Annotated in this window: 13 protein-coding genes; 6 read left to right on the forward strand and 7 right to left on the reverse strand. The window is 66.2% G+C overall.

Annotated features, from left to right (window positions below):
- Nucleotides 1-17: 17 nt before the first annotated feature.
- From uraD to ACMUOY_RS07600, 3 genes are read right to left on the reverse strand one after another with little or no spacing between them, the layout of a single operon-like run.
- The gene (gene uraD / locus ACMUOY_RS07590) at nt 18-1,790 is read right to left on the reverse strand and encodes a 2-oxo-4-hydroxy-4-carboxy-5-ureidoimidazoline decarboxylase (RefSeq protein WP_413892097.1); all 1,773 of its coding nucleotides are present in this window, start codon (nt 1,788-1,790) and stop codon (nt 18-20) included.
- 2 nt (nt 1,791-1,792) lie between these two features.
- Entirely contained in the window at nt 1,793-2,737 is a 945-nt protein-coding gene (gene puuE, locus ACMUOY_RS07595; RefSeq protein WP_413892098.1) for an allantoinase PuuE, read from the reverse strand.
- Nucleotides 2,734-3,399: a GntR family transcriptional regulator gene (locus ACMUOY_RS07600; protein WP_413892099.1), complete on the reverse strand. Its 666-nt coding sequence runs from the start codon at nt 3,397-3,399 to the stop codon at nt 2,734-2,736. Before ACMUOY_RS07600 ends, puuE begins: the two co-directional genes overlap by 4 nt.
- 78 nt (nt 3,400-3,477) lie before the next feature.
- Here ACMUOY_RS07600 and uraH point away from each other — a divergent pair, with 78 nt between their 5' ends.
- The 3 genes from uraH to xdhB all read left to right on the forward strand — a co-directional run bounded on the left by uraH (nt 3,478) and on the right by xdhB (nt 7,776).
- Entirely contained in the window at nt 3,478-3,831 is a 354-nt protein-coding gene (gene uraH / locus ACMUOY_RS07605; protein WP_413892100.1) for a hydroxyisourate hydrolase, read from the forward strand.
- Between the two features lie 88 nt (nt 3,832-3,919).
- On the forward strand, nt 3,920-5,398 hold the full coding sequence (gene xdhA / locus ACMUOY_RS07610; RefSeq protein WP_413892101.1) for a xanthine dehydrogenase small subunit: 1,479 nt from the start codon (nt 3,920-3,922) through the stop codon (nt 5,396-5,398).
- Nucleotides 5,398-7,776, forward strand: coding sequence for a xanthine dehydrogenase molybdopterin binding subunit (gene xdhB, locus ACMUOY_RS07615; RefSeq protein ID WP_413892102.1), 2,379 nt, complete (start codon nt 5,398-5,400; stop codon nt 7,774-7,776). The genes xdhA and xdhB overlap by 1 nt, the downstream gene beginning before the upstream one ends.
- A 7-nt stretch (nt 7,777-7,783) precedes the next feature.
- On the opposite strand, the gene ACMUOY_RS07620 is transcribed toward xdhB, so the two are convergent.
- Complete coding sequence (locus ACMUOY_RS07620; RefSeq protein WP_413892103.1) at nt 7,784-8,308, reverse strand: hypothetical protein; 525 nt, start codon at nt 8,306-8,308, stop codon at nt 7,784-7,786.
- A gap of 139 nt (nt 8,309-8,447) precedes the next feature.
- On the opposite strand from ACMUOY_RS07620, the gene xdhC reads away from it, so the two are divergent.
- Together xdhC and ACMUOY_RS07630 are read left to right on the forward strand one after the other, a co-directional pair.
- Nucleotides 8,448-9,266: a xanthine dehydrogenase accessory protein XdhC gene (xdhC, locus tag ACMUOY_RS07625; protein ID WP_413892104.1), complete on the forward strand. Its 819-nt coding sequence runs from the start codon at nt 8,448-8,450 to the stop codon at nt 9,264-9,266.
- A gap of 163 nt (nt 9,267-9,429) precedes the next feature.
- Nucleotides 9,430-10,695, forward strand: a complete 1,266-nt coding sequence (locus ACMUOY_RS07630) for a urate hydroxylase PuuD (protein WP_413892105.1) — start codon at nt 9,430-9,432, stop codon at nt 10,693-10,695.
- A gap of 26 nt (nt 10,696-10,721) precedes the next feature.
- Here the strand turns inward: ACMUOY_RS07630 and ACMUOY_RS07635 are convergent, their stop codons facing one another.
- Both ACMUOY_RS07635 and ACMUOY_RS07640 read right to left on the reverse strand, forming a co-directional pair.
- Complete coding sequence (locus ACMUOY_RS07635) at nt 10,722-11,471, reverse strand: TerC family protein (protein ID WP_413892106.1); 750 nt, start codon at nt 11,469-11,471, stop codon at nt 10,722-10,724.
- A 130-nt stretch (nt 11,472-11,601) separates the two neighbouring features.
- Nucleotides 11,602-13,512, reverse strand: a complete 1,911-nt coding sequence (locus tag ACMUOY_RS07640) for an AMP-binding protein (protein WP_413892107.1) — start codon at nt 13,510-13,512, stop codon at nt 11,602-11,604.
- Between the two features lie 145 nt (nt 13,513-13,657).
- Here ACMUOY_RS07640 and ACMUOY_RS07645 point away from each other — a divergent pair, with 145 nt between their 5' ends.
- A complete protein-coding gene (locus tag ACMUOY_RS07645) occupies nt 13,658-14,353 on the forward strand; it encodes a VIT family protein (protein ID WP_413892108.1) in 696 nt (231 codons plus the stop codon).
- 44 nt (nt 14,354-14,397) lie between these two features.
- Here the strand turns inward: ACMUOY_RS07645 and ACMUOY_RS07650 are convergent, their stop codons facing one another.
- Nucleotides 14,398-15,087 carry a PRC-barrel domain-containing protein gene (locus ACMUOY_RS07650; protein ID WP_413892109.1) on the reverse strand — a complete coding sequence of 230 codons (690 nt, stop codon included), beginning with the start codon at nt 15,085-15,087 and terminating at the stop codon, nt 14,398-14,400.
- Between the last annotated feature and the right edge of the window lie 160 nt (nt 15,088-15,247).

The raw sequence follows: 15,247 nt of genomic DNA on the forward strand, positions 1-15,247 counted from the left end.
CGTTGCCTTGAGGGGTTTCAAAATTCGGTCGCGAGTTGGTCGAGCAGCTTGGAGAACGCGTCCACGGCGAGTTGCATGTCATCGCTGGTGGTGCTTTCCAGCGGGTTGTGGCTGATGCCGGCGTTCTGGCCGCGCACGAACAGCATCGCCTGGGGCATGATTTCGTGCAGCTTCATGGCATCGTGGCCGGCGCCGCTGGGCATGCGGTGAAGCGGGACCCCCAATGCGCTGACAGCCCGTTCCCAGCGCTGTTGCCATGCGGGCGCACTGGGTGCGGCAGCCGCGCGCATCGTCTCCTCAAGGGTGTGATGCAACTGCCGGCGCTTGCAGATGGCAGCCAGTTCCGCAAGCACGTCGCTGACCATCGCGTCGCGCTGAGCGTCGGTGGGGGCGCGCAGATCCAGGGTGAACTGGCAGCGGCCCGGCACCACGTTCGTTGAGCCATTGGGCACCTGCAGAATGCCGATGGTGCCCACGCTGTCGGCGTCTTTCATGGCGCGATGTTCCACGTACAGTGCCAGCTCCGCGACGGCGACAGCCGCATCCCGGCGGCGGTCCATGGGCGTGGTGCCGGCATGGCTGGCCATGCCGATCACCTCACACAGGTAGCGCACGCTGCCATTGATCGAGGTGACGATGCCCAGCGGCAGGTCGATCTCATTCAGAACGGGGCCCTGTTCGATGTGAACCTCGACGAAGCCCAGATAGTCCGCCGGATTGCGCCGCAGCGAGGCAATGTCGTCCACGCACAGCCCCGCATGCTGCATGGCCGCGCGCATGGTCACGCCGTCGGCATCCTTCTGGTCGAGCCATGCCGGGTTGAATTGCCCGACCAGCGCGCCCGAGCCGAGAAAGGTGGCTTTGTAGCGCTGACCTTCTTCTTCGGCGAATCCGATGACCTCGATGTCGAAGGGCAGGCGCAGACCTTGCCGGGCCAGTTCCCTGACGCAGGCCATCGGCGTGAAGATGCCAAGCCGTCCGTCGTACTTGCCGCCGTTGCGTACGGTGTCGTAGTGGCTGCCGGTCAGGAGTGTCCTGGCGTTCGGTCGGTCGGCGCGGTAGCGCGCCACCACATTGCCGACCGCATCCACGTGAACCTCGTCGAAACCGGCATCGCGCATGTTGCGGCTGATGCGCTGGGCGCAGGCGCGGTGCGCGTCGGTCAGGTAGGTGACCGTGAGCTGCCCTTTCTCGGCATAACCGGGATCGCTGTGCTGGGCCAGGGCTTCCTGCCAGTCCCAGACCAGGTTGCCGAGCACCGGCTCCACGCCGAACTTGTCATTCAGCCGGATTTCAACGATGCGGTGGATGTTGCGCAGGCACTCGGCCACCTCGAAGTCGGGATGGTTGTCCAGCCGGCGGGCAAAAGTGTCGATGATGTCGCGCTTGGACAGTCCGGTGCCGCGCGGGCCGCGCACGGCCAAGATAAAAGGAAAGCCGAATTTCGCGTTGTAGTCGGCGTTGAGCGTCTGGATTCGCGCAAATTCTTCGGGCGTGCAGTTGGTCAACCCGGCCTTGCTCTGCTCGTGGGTCGATTCGGCGGTCAGCGTGTTGCTCACCATTGCCTTGCCTGCGAGTTCGGGGTGGGCGCGAATCAGCGCGAGCTGGGGCTCGCGCCCGGCGTCGCGGACGATCTGTGCCATGACCTGCTTCAGGTGCGCCAGCGAGCGAAACGGTCTTTGCGCCAGCGCAGCTTCGGCGATCCAGGGAGAGTGTTCGTAGAGGCCGTCCAGCAGGGCAGCGGCCTCGGGCAATGACGCAGTGTTGATCTGTTCAAGGGTCAGGGACATGGTCAACCTTCGTAGGGGTGGGTCTGCTTCCAGTGGCGGGCGATGTCGATGCGGCGGCAGACCCAGACCCGGTCATGCGTGGCGATATGGTCCAAGAAACGCTGCAGCGCCACGATTCGTCCCGGGCGGCCCAGCAGGCGGCAGTGCATGCCGATGCTCAGCATCCTGGGCGTCTCGGCGCCTTCGGCGTAGAGCGCGTCGAAGCTGTCGCGCAGGTACTGGAAGAACGGGTCGGCGTGGGAAAACCCCTGCGGCAGCGCGAAGCGCATGTCATTGGTGTCCAGCGTGTAGGGCACCACCAGCTGGGGTACCACCGCGCCATCGGTGCGGCGCACCTTCATCCAGAAGGGGAGGTCATCGCCGTAGTAGTCGCTGTCGTAGGCGAAGCCGCCGTCGTCGGCCACCAGGCGCCTTGTCTGCGGGCTGTCGCGCCCGGTGTACCAGCCCAATGGCCGACTGCCGGTGAGGTCCTCGATGGCTTTCATGCCCAGGCGCATGTGCTCCCGTTCGGTGGCCTCGTCGACGTTCTGGTAGCTGATCCAGCGCCAGCCGTGGCAGGCAATCTCATGCCCGAGTTTCACGAAAGCCGCCGTCAGCTCCGGGTGGCGCTGCAGGGCCATGCCAACGCCGAACACGGTCAGCGGCAGCCCGCGCTTCTCGAACTCGCGCAGGAGCCGCCACACGCCCACGCGCGAGCCGTATTCGTAGATGCCTTCCATGCTCAGATGCCGGTCCGGGAAACTCGCCGGGTTGAACATTTCGGACAGGAACTGTTCCGAGCCCGGGTCGCCATGCAGCACGGCGTTCTCTCCGCCTTCTTCGTAGTTCAGCACGAACTGCACGGCGATGCGGGCGCCGCCGGGCCAGTTTGCCTGCGGAGGTGTGCGGCCGTAGCCGATCAGGTCGCGCGGGTAGGGCTGGGTGGTGTCGTAGATGCCTTGCGTCATGAGAGGGCCATCGAGATGTCGTGGGTAGGAAGCTTGCGGTCGAAGGCGAGGCTGGCCTCGACGTGGGTCAGGTGTTCGTCCATCAGCGTGACGGCGCGGGTTTCATCACCGGCTTCCAGCGCCTCGATGATGGCGGCGTGTTCATCGCTGGAGTGTTCGGCGGCCGCATGGGTCTGGTACATCAGGGTAATCAGCGCACAGCGCGAAATCAGTTCGCCCAGCAGCTGGGCCAGTACCTGATTGCCCATGAGTTCGGCCATGCGGACATGGAAATCCCCGAGCAGTTCGGTGCGGCCCGGCACGTCTTCGCGCGCCACCGCCTGCTTTTCCCGGGCCACATGATCGCGCAGCGCCTGGATCCGTTCAGGCGACACGGTGCGCACGAAAGCGCGCGTCATTTCAGTCTCGAGCATGCGGCGCACGGCGAACACCTGGCGCGCCTCGTCGACGGACGGTGAGGCCACAAACGCGCCACGAGCGGGCTCGAGGCGGATCAGGCGGTTCTGTGCGAGCTGGAACAAGGCCTGCCGCACGAGTGTGCGTGATACGCCAAAATGGTCGGCCAGCTTCTGCTCTGCGAGCTTGCTTCCCGGTTGCAGGCGGTGCTCCACGATCGCCCGGGTCAGCGCTTCGACGATGGAACCGGTGGTCGATGTATCCATGGGGTCATCATAGTGGGAAATTCAAAAAGTGTATACACTTTGGTCGACCGAAGTGTTTTTTAGAGATTGGAGCAGGCCATGGGATTGAGCACACACGTACTGGACACCATGCACGGCACCCCGGCGGTCGGGATGGGCGTGGCCCTGTATGTCACGAACGGCGATGAGGCCACGCTGGTCAAGAGGTTCAACCTCAACGCCGACGGCCGCAACCCGGATGGCCCCTTGTACGACAACGCCAGCCTGCGCGTGGGGACTTACCGGCTGGTGTTTGACGTGGCCGGCTATTTCAAGGCCCGTGGGGTCAGCTTGCCCGAGCCGAATTTCCTGAACCGCGTCAGCCTGGATTTCGGCGTGGCCCGCACCGACGAGCACTACCACGTGCCATTGTTGGTCAGCCCATGGAGTTACGGGACCTACCGGGGTTCCTGAGTTCCGTGCCAGGTCAGCCTGTGCGGCCCGGCCGTGTGGGCGGGCGGGGAAATAGAATGAGCGACTCTCCCCACTGATGAATCTCCCCATGACCCAGGCGACCAACACTGTGCGCTTCGTGCTTGACGGCGCGATTGTCGAAGCCTCCGGCGAACGCCGCACGACGACTGTCTTGAACTACCTGCGGGAGCAGTTGCGGCGCAGCGGCACCAAGGAGGGCTGCGCCGAGGGCGATTGCGGCGCTTGTGTGGTGCTGGTCGGGGAGCTCAATGCCGCGGGAACTGCGGTCGATTACCTGCCCGTCAACAGCTGCCTGCAGCTCCTGCCGACGCTGGACGGCAAGTCGGTCAAGACCATCGAGAGCCTGAAGAAAGAAGACGGGACCCTGCACCCGGTGCAACAGGCGATGGTCGATTGCCATGGCAGCCAGTGCGGCTTCTGCACGCCGGGTGTGGTCATGAGCCTTTCCGGCCTGATGCACACGCTGCCGGAACCCAGCCGTGCCCAGATCACCGATTCGCTCTCCGGCAACCTGTGTCGCTGCACGGGCTACAAGCCCATCATTGACGCCGCCCACAAGGCCAGCGCCGCGGGCGCGGTGGCCCTGAAGATCGACGATTCGCGTGACCTGCCGCTGCTGCGCGAAATCCGCCGGCCGCGCACGCCGACCTACAACCTGGACGGTGACATCGTGGTGCAGCCGGTGGTGCGCACGCGCAAGGGCAACGAATTTGTCTCACCCTCCACCCTGGCCGAAGTCGCCGATTACCTGCTGAAACACCCGGAAACCACGCTGCTGGCCGGCAGCACCGAGATCGGTCTGCAGGTGAACAAGCAGTTTGCCCGCCCGGACCATATCTGCTATCTGGGCAACGTGGCCGAACTACGCAAGGTCGAGGACAAGGAGCACGCCTGGCGCATCGGTGCGCAGGTTTCCCTGACGGAGGTGGAGGAACTCGTGGCTGACGCCTACCCCGATTTCGCAGAGGTGCTGCGGCGCTTCGGGTCTCCGCCGATCCGTTCCACCGCGACGCTGGCCGGCAACATTGCCAACGGATCACCCATCGGCGATTCGATGCCCTGCCTGCTGGCATTGGGCACCACGCTGCACCTGCGCCGGGGCGAAAAGACGCGTCATGTGGCGATGGACTCGTTCTACACGGGCCAGAAACAGAACGTGCTCAAGCCGGGCGAATTCATCGAAGCGATCGAACTGCCCAAGCCCGTGCGCGGCCATCGCTTCCACGCGCACAAGGTCAGCAAGCGCTTCGAGCAGGACATCTCGGCCACCTGCTGCGCCTTGCATTACCGCGTGGTCAAAGGCGTGCTCAAGGATGTCCGCCTGGCCTACAACGGACTGACCCCCTCGCCGGCTCGCGCGCCAAAGATCGAGGCCGTGCTCGAAGGCCGCACGCCGGGCGAGGTGACGCTGCAGGCGCTGGACGCCGCGATCGCCGCCAGCTTCACGCCGCGCGATGGCCTTCGCGCCACCTGGGCCTATCGCGCCCTGATCGCCCGAAACCTGGTGCTCCAGTTCCTGGAGTCTGCCGCCGAGGAGACCGTCTGATGAACGCCCCGCATCCGCTGCACGTCCTGCACCCCGTCGAGCGCCAGCAAGGGCGGGAGCTCCCTCACGAGTCCGCGCGCCTGCATGTGACCGGCGAGGCGGTCTACATCGACGACATCCCCGAGCTGCGCGGCACCCTGTACGCCGCGCTGATCCTGTCGCCGGTGGCCCATGGCGAACTGCTCGGCGAGGGCATCGACCGCGAGGCCATCCTGCGCGAGCACGGGGTGGTGGCGGTGTTCACGGCCGCCGACATTCCCGGCGAGAACAACTGTGGTCCGATCATCCATGACGACCCCTTTCTCGCCGATGGCAAGGTCGAGTTCCTGGGCCAGCCGGTGGCCGTGGTGGTGGCGCGCGAGATGCTGTATGCGCGGGAGGCGGCCCGCAAGGCCCGGGTGGCCGTGCAGGAACTGCCCGCCATTCTGAGCATCGATGAGGCCATGGCGCACCAGAGCTTCGTCATGCCGGCCAAGTTGATCACGCGCGGCAAGCCGGCCGAGGCCATCGCCGCGGCGCCGCACCGCGTCAAGGGCCGCACCACCTGCGGCCAGCAGGAACAGTTCTATCTTGAAGGGCAGATTGCCTATGCCGTGCCGCGCGAGGACGGGCAGCTCACGATCTACGTCTCAACCCAGCACCCCGACGGCAACCAGCGCGAAGCGGCCGCCGCCTTGAACCTGCACACGCACGACATTGAGGTGATCTGCCGGCGCATGGGCGGCGGGTTCGGGGGCAAAGAAGGCAACTCCAGCATCTTCAGCCAGAGCGCAGCGCTGGCGGCCTTCAAGCTGAACCGGCCGGTCAAGCTGCGCGCCAACCGGGACGATGACATGACCATCACCGGCAAGCGTCACGATTTCCGCATCGACTACGAGGCGGGCTTTGACGACGAAGGCCGCATCCTGGGTCTGGACGTGGTGCTGGCCTCGCGTTGCGGCTACAGCACCGATTACTCCGGCCCGGTGAACGACCGCGCCATCCTGCACATCGACAACTGTTACTACCTGCCCAACCTGCACATTGTCGGCCACCGTTGCAAGACGAACATGCAGAGTGCCACCGCGTTCCGCGGCTTTGGCGGCCCGCAGGGCATGTTCGGCATCGAGACCGTGATCGAAGACATTGCCCACCAGCTGGGCAAGGACCCGCTCGATGTGCGCCGCATCAACCTCTACCAGGATCCGGCGCTCAGCGGCGACCCGGGCAGCCTGACCACGCAGTACAACCAGCCGATCGAGGACTGGATCGGCGACAAGGTGATCGACCAGCTGGAGGCCGAATCCGGCTACCACGCACGCCGGGAACAGGTCAACGCTTTCAACCAGACCAGCCGCCATCGCAAGAAGGGGCTGGCCCTGGTGCCGCTGAAGTTCGGCATCAGCTTCACGGCGACCATGCTGAACCAGGGCGGCGCGCTGGTGCACATCTACCAGGATGGCTCGGTCAGCGTCAATCATGGCGGCACCGAAATGGGGCAGGGCCTGAACACCAAGATGGCCCAGGTGGCAGCGGACGGCTTGGGCATCCCGGTCGAATACGTGCGCGTCACCGGCACCGACACGCAGAAGGTGCCCAACGCCAGCGCCACGGCGGCGTCCAGCGGCGCCGACATCAACGGCGCCGCCATCAACAACGCCTGCGACCAACTGCGCGAACGCCTCAAACCCGTGGCCGCGCGCCTTCTGAAATGCGAGCCCGACGCGGTGGAGTTCATTGCCGGTTACGCCCACGCCAAGGGCGCCGATCCAGCCTCGGGCAACGACACCCGCGTGCCCTGGCCGCAGGTGGTCAAGCATGCCTGGCTGGACCGGGTCGGTCTGAGCGTGACCGGTTTCTACATGACGCCCGACATCGCCTACGACTTCCAGTCGCTGCAGGGCCGGGCGTTCTACTATTTCTGCTATGGCGCGGCCGTCACCGAGGTCGAGATCGACACCCGCACCGGCGAGTGGTGGCTGCAGGCCGTGGACATCGTGCACGACGTGGGGCGTTCGATCAACCCGGCCATTGACAAGGGCCAGATTGAGGGCGCCTACATCCAGGGCATGGGCTGGCTCACGATGGAAGAGTGCATCTGGGACCGCAACGGCAAGCTGCTGACGCACGGCCCGAGCACCTACAAGATCCCCGTGGCTGGTGACATTCCTGAACATTTCAAGGTCAGCCTGTTCGACGGCGAGAACGTCAAGCCCACGCCCTACCGCAGCAAAGCCGTGGGTGAGCCGCCACTGATGCTGGCGTTGTCAGCGTTTTTTGCGGTGCGCGATGCGGTCAGCGCCTCGGCAGGGCACAAGGTTCCGGTCGATCTGGTGGCGCCAGCCACGCCCGAGCGCATCCTGCTGGCCTGCGAGCGGGCCCGGGCCGCGCTGGCCTGAGCGTCCCTTAGTCCTGGCCTTCGGTCAGGGTGTCGAGCTGAAAACGCCCGCTCTTGTGCCAGAGCCAGGTGTCGGTATAGGTGACCCGGCCCAGGCGCTCCGGTATCGGATAGGGGGCAGCCGCACGCGCGGTGCGCTCGATTTCCGCGACCACCTCGGGCGCATGCTTGGGCGCTCGCAGCCAGTTCAGGGCAACGACATTGCCTTGACGGTCCACCAGCACCTCCAGCGTGCCGATGGCATAGAGCATCGGCGGCAGGCGGCCCTTGTAGATGCGGTCGGCATTCAACTGATACAGGTGGCGCGCCGCATCCTGGCGGTATTCCTTCGGCGTTCGGGCCACAGACGGTGGCGGAGCCTTCGCTGTCGGGCCCGGTACGACCACAGGCGCGGCCGGCGGCGTCGGCGTGGCAGGGGACGGTGCGGGTTTGGAGGAGCACCCGGCCAGCAGCGCGACCATCACGCCAAGCGTGGCCACCATCATTCGAGCCGCCGGGCGCACGCGTGGTGCTGCGTCAGGGCGGGCGGCCATCGAAGGGCTTGAGGTTGGAGGCATCGTCTGGGGGTCTTGGTTCATGGGTTCGGTCCGGCGGCGCTGCCGGCGGTCTCGGGGCATACTGTGCTTCAACGCAGGCGTTTCATCACGCGTAAGGTCAATCAGGCAGGATTTCGTGAGTCATACAGCGCATTTTTTCACACGTCTGGCCCGGGAGCCGGGCGTGCTGGTCACGGTCGACGGCACGCAGGGGTCTGTGCCCCGCGAGGCGGGGGCCTGGATGGCAGTATTTGCCGATACCGTCGCTGGCACCGTGGGGGGCGGACACCTCGAATTCGATGCCATCGCCCAGGCCCGCCAGCTGCTGCCGGCTGCGGTGCTCGGCGCCGCGGCGGCCCAGGTCCGGCGCTATGCCCTGGGCCCGAGCCTGGGGCAATGCTGTGGCGGGGTGGTGCACCTGCGCTTCGAGGCCGTCTCGGCCGCCGACCTGCCGGCGCTGCGTCAGCGCCTGTTCCAGCACACCCGCCCGGTGGCGCTGTTCGGGGGCGGGCATGTGGGCAAGGCACTGGTGCGGTTGCTGGGCGCCCTGCCTTTCGATGTGCACTGGATCGACAGCCGCGACGAGATCTTTCCCGCCGAGGTGCCGGCGAACGTCCGTTGCGAACATTCGGACCCGGTGCAGGCTGCCGTGGCGAGTCTTGCGGCAGGCAGCCAGGTGATGATCATGAGCTTCAGCCATGCGGAGGATCTGGACGTGGTGGCGGCCTGCCTGAAGCGTCAGCGCGAGCGGGGCGACCTGTCCACCATCGGCCTCATCGGCAGCAAGAGCAAATGGGCGGCCTTTCGTCACCGCCTTGAGGCCCGGGGCTTTCAGGCCGACGATCTCGCGCAGGTCACCTGCCCGATCGGCGTGCCGGGCATCACCGGCAAGGAACCCGAGGTGATCGCCGTGGCCGTTGCGGCACAGTTGTTGCTCACGACTCCTGAGGGTTAACACGGAGCCGGCGCGGATCTTCCGGGCTGGATGCAAGCCCAAGAACTGTATACACTTTGGTCTACAGGTCGCAGCGGCGCCGGTCTTTCTGCGGGGAAAGCCGAGTTCGCGACCGAATGCCCGCTCACAGTGCCCGCAGTGGTGAGCCGCCTGGAGTCTTTCAATGGAAGCTTATTTGCTGGACTGGGTCAACCTGCTGCTGCGTTGGCTGCATGTGATCACCGCGATTGCGTGGATCGGTTCATCGTTCTATTTCGTCTTTCTCGACAACAACCTGCTGCGCCCCAAGTCGCCGGACCTCCTGGAAAAAGGCGTGGACGGCGCGATGTGGGCGGTGCACGGCGGCGGTTTCTACAACCCGCAGAAATACATGGTGGCGCCGAAGAAAATCCACACCGAACTGCACTGGTTCTACTGGGAGAGCTACTCCACCTGGCTGTCGGGGTTTGCGCTGTTCACCGTGCTGTACCTGTACAACGCCGGCACCTTTCTGATCGACAAATCGCTGATGGACTGGTCCCCCGCGGCGGCCATATCGGCGGCGCTGGGCTTTCTGGTGGCGTTCTGGCTGATCTACGACCGCATCTGCCAGTGGTTCGGCTTCCGTGAAAAAGGCGACGCCATCGTCGGCGCGCTGGTCTTCGCGGTCATCTGCGTGGCCTCCTGGGCCGCCTGCCAGCTGTTTGCGGGCCGTGCCGCCTTCTTGCTGGTGGGCGCGATGATCGCCACCGCCATGAGCGCCAACGTGTTCTTCTGGATCATTCCCGGCCAGCGCAAGGTGGTGGCGGCCATGACCTCCGGCGAGAAAGTGGATCCGAAGGCGCTGGCCATCCACGGCAAGCGCGGCAAGCAGCGCAGCGTGCACAACACCTACTTCACGCTGCCGGTGATCTTCGCGATGCTGAGCAACCACTACGGCTTCCTCTACACCAACAAATACAACTGGGCCGTACTCATTCTGATGATGCTCGCCGGCGCGCTGATCCGCCAGTTCTTCGTGCAGCGCCACGGGTGGCACCACGGGCGCGCGGCCAACCCCTGGCCCTTCGCGGCCGTGGGCGTGGTGCTGATTCTGGCCGTCATCGTTGGCATGAAGGCGCTGGAACCCGTGCCTGTGCCTGCTGCGGCCACCACCGACACTTCAAAATCAGTAGCAAATAATGACCCGGCGACGCTGGGAAGTGGCCCAAATAACTTCAAAACGGTGCAACATGTGCTGGAACAGCGCTGCTACATGTGCCACGGCGCCCAGGTGCAGATGAAGAACGTGCGTCTGGACACGCCCGAGGGCGTGAAAACCAATGCCCAGATGGTCTACCAGCAGGTGGTGGTGCTCAAGCAGATGCCGATGAACAACGCCACCGGCCTCACCGAGGCCGAGCGGGCGCTGATCGGCGAGTGGTTCAAGGCCGGCGCGAAGACGCAGTAGGGTGCCGCGGGCCCAGCGACTTTCGTTCAATCCCCGGGGATATGCGGTGGGTGCAGCTTCACCGGCGTGGCCGAGCGCTTGCGCATGCGGATATTGAGCAGTTCGACGCTCAGCGAGAAGGCCATCGCGAAGTAGACAAAGCCCTTGGGCACGTGGTACTCGAATCCTTCGGCGACCAGCACCACGCCGACCACGACCAGGAAGGACAGTGCCAGCATCTTGATGGTCGGGTGGTCCGACACAAATCGGCCGATCGGCCCGGCGAACAGCATCATCAGCCCGACCGAGGCGATCACGGCGGCGATCATCACGCGCACGTCGTCCACCATACCGACCGCCGTGATGATCGAGTCCAGCGAAAACACCAGGTCGATGACCATGATCTGCAGGATGACCGAGGTGAAGGTGGCTTTGACGACGCTGGTCGTGTGGTCTTCGGCGCCTTCCATGGACTGGTGGATCTCGGTGGTGCTCTTCCAGATCAGGAACAGGCCGCCCAGGATCAGGATCAGGTCGCGCCCGGAGATCTCCATGCCGAAAACGCTGAACAGCGGCGTCACCAGCCCGACGATCCAGGCCAGGACCAGCAGCAGGCCGATGCGCATGAACATGGCCATGAACAGCCCGATGCGGCGCGCGAACTCGCGCTTTTCCTTCGGCAGCTTGTCCACCAGGATCGAGATGAAGATGATGTTGTCGATGCCGAGCACCAGTTCGAGCAGGGTCAGCGTCGCAAAGGCGATCCAGGTTTGCGGGTTGGTGAGCAGTTCCATCATGGCGGGTCCTGGTGTCGGGTAGGCAGTGGCGACGGCCGCGCTGTGCGGCGGCGAAACCGCGCATCGTAATCCGGGTTCGGTTTGACCTTGTGTTCTATCGGGATTTCACGCACGCGGCAGGCATTGCCGCTCAGTTTCGATCGACGAACACTTTCACGGGCAAGGCTTCAAGCAGGGGCAGCAGTCTTGCGTCGACCTCAGCCTGGGACTGGACATGCCCCCCAGCCCGCATCCGCACGCGCACCGGGCCGTCGCCCTTGGCCAGCACCCCGGGGCGCATGTCGGCGGCCAGCCCGAGCGCTTCGCCCACCTGGTCCACCAGCGCCTGCACGACGGCGCCTGCCGCCAGCGTGCGCAACTCGGGCTTGTAGATCTTGCCGACGTTCGTCACCGGCATGTGATCCAGGATCGTGATCGAGCGGGGCTTTGCCGGTGCCTCATCGACCCGCGCCGCAGTGAACGCCAGCAGTTCGGCCTCGGTGGTCGTGGCGCCGGGCAGCAGCGTGGCGAAGGCGACCGGAAGCTCGCCCGCGTAGGCGTCAGGTGCGCCCACGGCGGCGCACAGGTGCACGGCGGGGTGCGCGCCCAGCGCGTCCTCGATCACCTTGGGGTCGATGTTGTGGCCGCCGCGGATGATCAGGTCCTTGGCGCGGCCTGACAGGTTCAGGCGCCCCTGCGCGTCGCGAAAGCCCAGGTCGCCGGTGATCAGCCAGCCGTCGGCGGTGAAGGCCTTGGCGGTCTCGGCCGCGTCGAGGTAGCCCGAGAACAGGTTGGGCCCGCGGTAGAGAACCATGCCGCTCTGGCCCACGGGCTGTTCGCGGTCGGTGGGCGCGCCCTCGGCGTCGAGTTCCACGATGCGCACGCGGGCGTAGGGAAGCGGCCATCCCACGCAGCCGGCCGGCGCCTCGCCGCCCGGCGGGGTGACGGTGGACAGGCCGGCGGTCTCGGTCATGCCCAGGCTTTCGCGCACGCTTAACCCGAAGTCGCGTTCGAAGCGCGCGGCCAGCTCCGGCGGCAGCGGTGCGGCACCGGTGCGCACCGAGCGCACGCTGGAGATGTCGGCGCCGTCCAGCGGCACGGCGGCCAGCGCGGCCAGCGCCGTGGGCACGCCCGAGATCAGCGTGGAGCGGTGCCTGGCCACGAGCTTCCAGTAGTTCTGGATCACGTCGCGGTTGCGAAACAGCGCCGCCGTCGGAATGATGGTCTCCATGCCCACCGCCAGCGAGCACAGCGCACCGGGCAGAACGCCGGCCACGTGGAACAGAGGGTAGCCGTTGATCAGCACGTCCTCGCACCGGAAGCCCTGCATCGTCGCGTTGGCCCAGGCGGTGAACACCTGCGCGCCGTGGCTGTGGCGCGCCAGCTTGGGCGCGCCCGTGGTGCCGCCGGTGTGAAAGTAGGCGGCGATGTCGGTTGCTGCGAAGTGCCGCTGGCTCAGCAGCCGATCGGCCGGCTGGGTGGCGCGCAGGGCATGGAAGTCCAGCACGCCATCGGGCCAGGGGCTTGCCATCTGCAGTGGCCCGCCGTCCGCCGTGACCAGCAGCAGGGTGGTCAGCTCGGGCATCAGCGTCTTCAGGTGCAGGGCCTTGGCCCGCATGCCCGACTCGTCGTCGTCGCCCTGTGCGATCAGCACCCGTGCGCCGCTGGCGCGCAGCAGCGACAGCAGCTTGTCGTCGCTGAGCATCGGGTTCAGCGGCTGCACGATGCCGGCGGCCTCGCCGCCCCACAGCGCCAGGTGGTAGGCCAGCCCGCCGGGCAGCATCACCGCCACCACGTCCTCGAAGCCCAGGTCCAGCTCACGCAGCAGGTTGGCGGTCTGGTGCATGCCTTCAAGCAGCATGCGATAGGTCCAGCGGGTTGACGGGCTATCCGGTTGCCCAGCGTGCAGAAAGGTCAGCGCCGTCCGGTCCGGGTAGGCATGTACCGTGTCACGGATCAGGTTGTAAGTGCTGGCCCAGGGGACGGCGTGTGCCAGCGGCGTCTGCTCGAGCCGTTGGAGGTCGGCTCCACAGCGGACGGGGGAAGGGGTGATGACGGGCATGGGCGGCAGGTCCGGGTTGGGGTGGCAGTCTGTGTGGATTGTAGGAACCGGCCTGTCCGGCGCGGCTGCGTGGGCTTGCGCACGCTGCGTGCGGCGCGACGCGCTCATACTGGTTGCCTTTTCACCGCTTCGCTGGAGGAATTCCATGGCCCGCCGACACACCGAACGCCACCGTACCGATCGCATTGGCTGGCTGCGCGCCGCCGTGCTGGGCGCCAATGACGGCATCGTCTCCACCGCCAGCCTGCTGGTGGGCGTGGCGGCGGCCAGCGCCAGCCACGACAATATTCTTGTCACGGGGGTGGCAGGGCTGGTGGCCGGCGCGATGTCGATGGCCGCGGGCGAATACGTGTCGGTGCATTCGCAGGCCGACACCGAGGCCGCCGACCTGGCGCGCGAGAGCGCCGAGCTCAAGGCCGATCCGGCGGCTGAAATGCGAGAGTTGACGGCGATCTATGTGTCCCGGGGGCTGGACGCCAGCTTGGCCGAACAGGTCGCGGAGCAGCTCACGGCCCACGATCCGCTGGGGGCGCATGCGCGCGATGAACTGGGCATATCCACCGCCTTCAGCGCGCAGCCTGTGCAGGCCGCACTGGCCTCGGCGGCCAGCTTCGCCGTGGGGGCGGTCCTGCCACTGGGCGTGGCGGCCGTGGTGCCTGGCCCCGGGCTGGCGGTCTGGGTGTCGGGCTTGTCGCTGGTGTTTCTGGCCGGGCTGGGGCTGGTGGCTGCGCGCGCTGGTGGCGCGCCGTTGGTGGCGGGCGCTTGGCGGGTCACGTTCTGGGGCGCTTTGGCGATGGGGATCACGGCCGGGGTCGGCGCACTCTTCGGCGCCGTGGTGTAGACAGGCCCTGACCCGCCGTCAGGGCCGCGAGGCCATCCAGAAAATCAGCGGCTGGTGCTGGAAAGCCACTTGCGCAGGCGCGCGGTGGCCGCGTTCAAGTCAGACTCGAACTCCTTCCAGCGATTGGCGCCCGCGCGCTGCATCTCGGCCAGCTTGCCTTCGGCGGCTTTCAGGTCCAACTGCAGGCCAGTGATCTGCATGTCGAGCTGGGCCTTGGCTTCGCTGGTGCTTTGGGCCGCGCGGGCTTGCAGGTCCGCCAGGCGGTTGCTGGCCAGGGTGATGTCCTGCTTGACGCTGGTGATGAAAAGGTCGCGTCGTGCGGTGTCATTGACATATTTGAACTCTGGCATGGCCGCTACCACCGCCTTGGTGGCGCCCGGCATGACGATCTTTCCGCCTGAATCCCGGATCTGCGAGATGGGAATCGCCACGTTGTGCCGGCCCATGCCAATGAAGCCGCCCGCGCCCACGATCACGTAGGACACGCTGCGGTCGGGCGAGATGATCAGGTCCTCGATCTTGCCGATCTTCTCGCCGGCCTCGTTGACCACGGTGCGGCCGAGGATGCTCTTCTTGACGCTCCACCCCAGGGCGACCTGGGTGGCTTCGGTGACCGATATGCCCACCGTGGTGGATCCCGCCACCTGGGCGCTGGCGGCGCCGATGGCACCCAGGTGGCCGGCGAGCAGCAAGGAGGCGATCAGCAGTGTGTTCTTCAGGGGCAGATGTGCCATGGAGCTTCTTTCGATGGGTTGGATTACGCCAGCGCCGCAAAACCTGGGGTGCCAGTCGACATCCTTTCTACCGGGGGTGCCGGCACGGGTCTGTGCGTTGGCGTACGCGCTGCGCGGTCACGGCGCTGCGCCGGACGGGTCAGGCCGATGGGGTCGTGGT

It is taken from the genome of Candidatus Skiveiella danica (assembly GCF_022705245.1).
Taxonomy (GTDB): Bacteria; Pseudomonadota; Gammaproteobacteria; order Burkholderiales; family Burkholderiaceae_C; genus Skiveiella; species Skiveiella danica.

Excerpts from the sequence above, each read along its gene's own strand:
- ACMUOY_RS07620 (WP_413892103.1), bottom strand. The coding sequence starts at position 8,308 with ATGGCCGCCCGCCCTGACGCAGCACCACGCGTGCGCCCGGCGGCTCGA.
- uraD (WP_413892097.1), bottom strand. The coding sequence starts at position 1,790 with ATGTCCCTGACCCTTGAACAGATCAACACTGCGTCATTGCCCGAGGCC.
- ACMUOY_RS07650 (WP_413892109.1), bottom strand. The coding sequence starts at position 15,087 with ATGGCACATCTGCCCCTGAAGAACACACTGCTGATCGCCTCCTTGCTG.
- uraH (WP_413892100.1), top strand. The coding sequence starts at position 3,478 with ATGGGATTGAGCACACACGTACTGGACACCATGCACGGCACCCCGGCG.
- ACMUOY_RS07640 (WP_413892107.1), bottom strand. The coding sequence starts at position 13,512 with ATGCCCGTCATCACCCCTTCCCCCGTCCGCTGTGGAGCCGACCTCCAA.
- ACMUOY_RS07600 (WP_413892099.1), bottom strand. The coding sequence starts at position 3,399 with ATGGATACATCGACCACCGGTTCCATCGTCGAAGCGCTGACCCGGGCG.
- ACMUOY_RS07630 (WP_413892105.1), top strand. The coding sequence starts at position 9,430 with ATGGAAGCTTATTTGCTGGACTGGGTCAACCTGCTGCTGCGTTGGCTG.
- ACMUOY_RS07635 (WP_413892106.1), bottom strand. The coding sequence starts at position 11,471 with ATGATGGAACTGCTCACCAACCCGCAAACCTGGATCGCCTTTGCGACG.
- xdhA (WP_413892101.1), top strand. The coding sequence starts at position 3,920 with ATGACCCAGGCGACCAACACTGTGCGCTTCGTGCTTGACGGCGCGATT.
- ACMUOY_RS07645 (WP_413892108.1), top strand. The coding sequence starts at position 13,658 with ATGGCCCGCCGACACACCGAACGCCACCGTACCGATCGCATTGGCTGG.
- xdhB (WP_413892102.1), top strand. The coding sequence starts at position 5,398 with ATGAACGCCCCGCATCCGCTGCACGTCCTGCACCCCGTCGAGCGCCAG.
- puuE (WP_413892098.1), bottom strand. The coding sequence starts at position 2,737 with ATGACGCAAGGCATCTACGACACCACCCAGCCCTACCCGCGCGACCTG.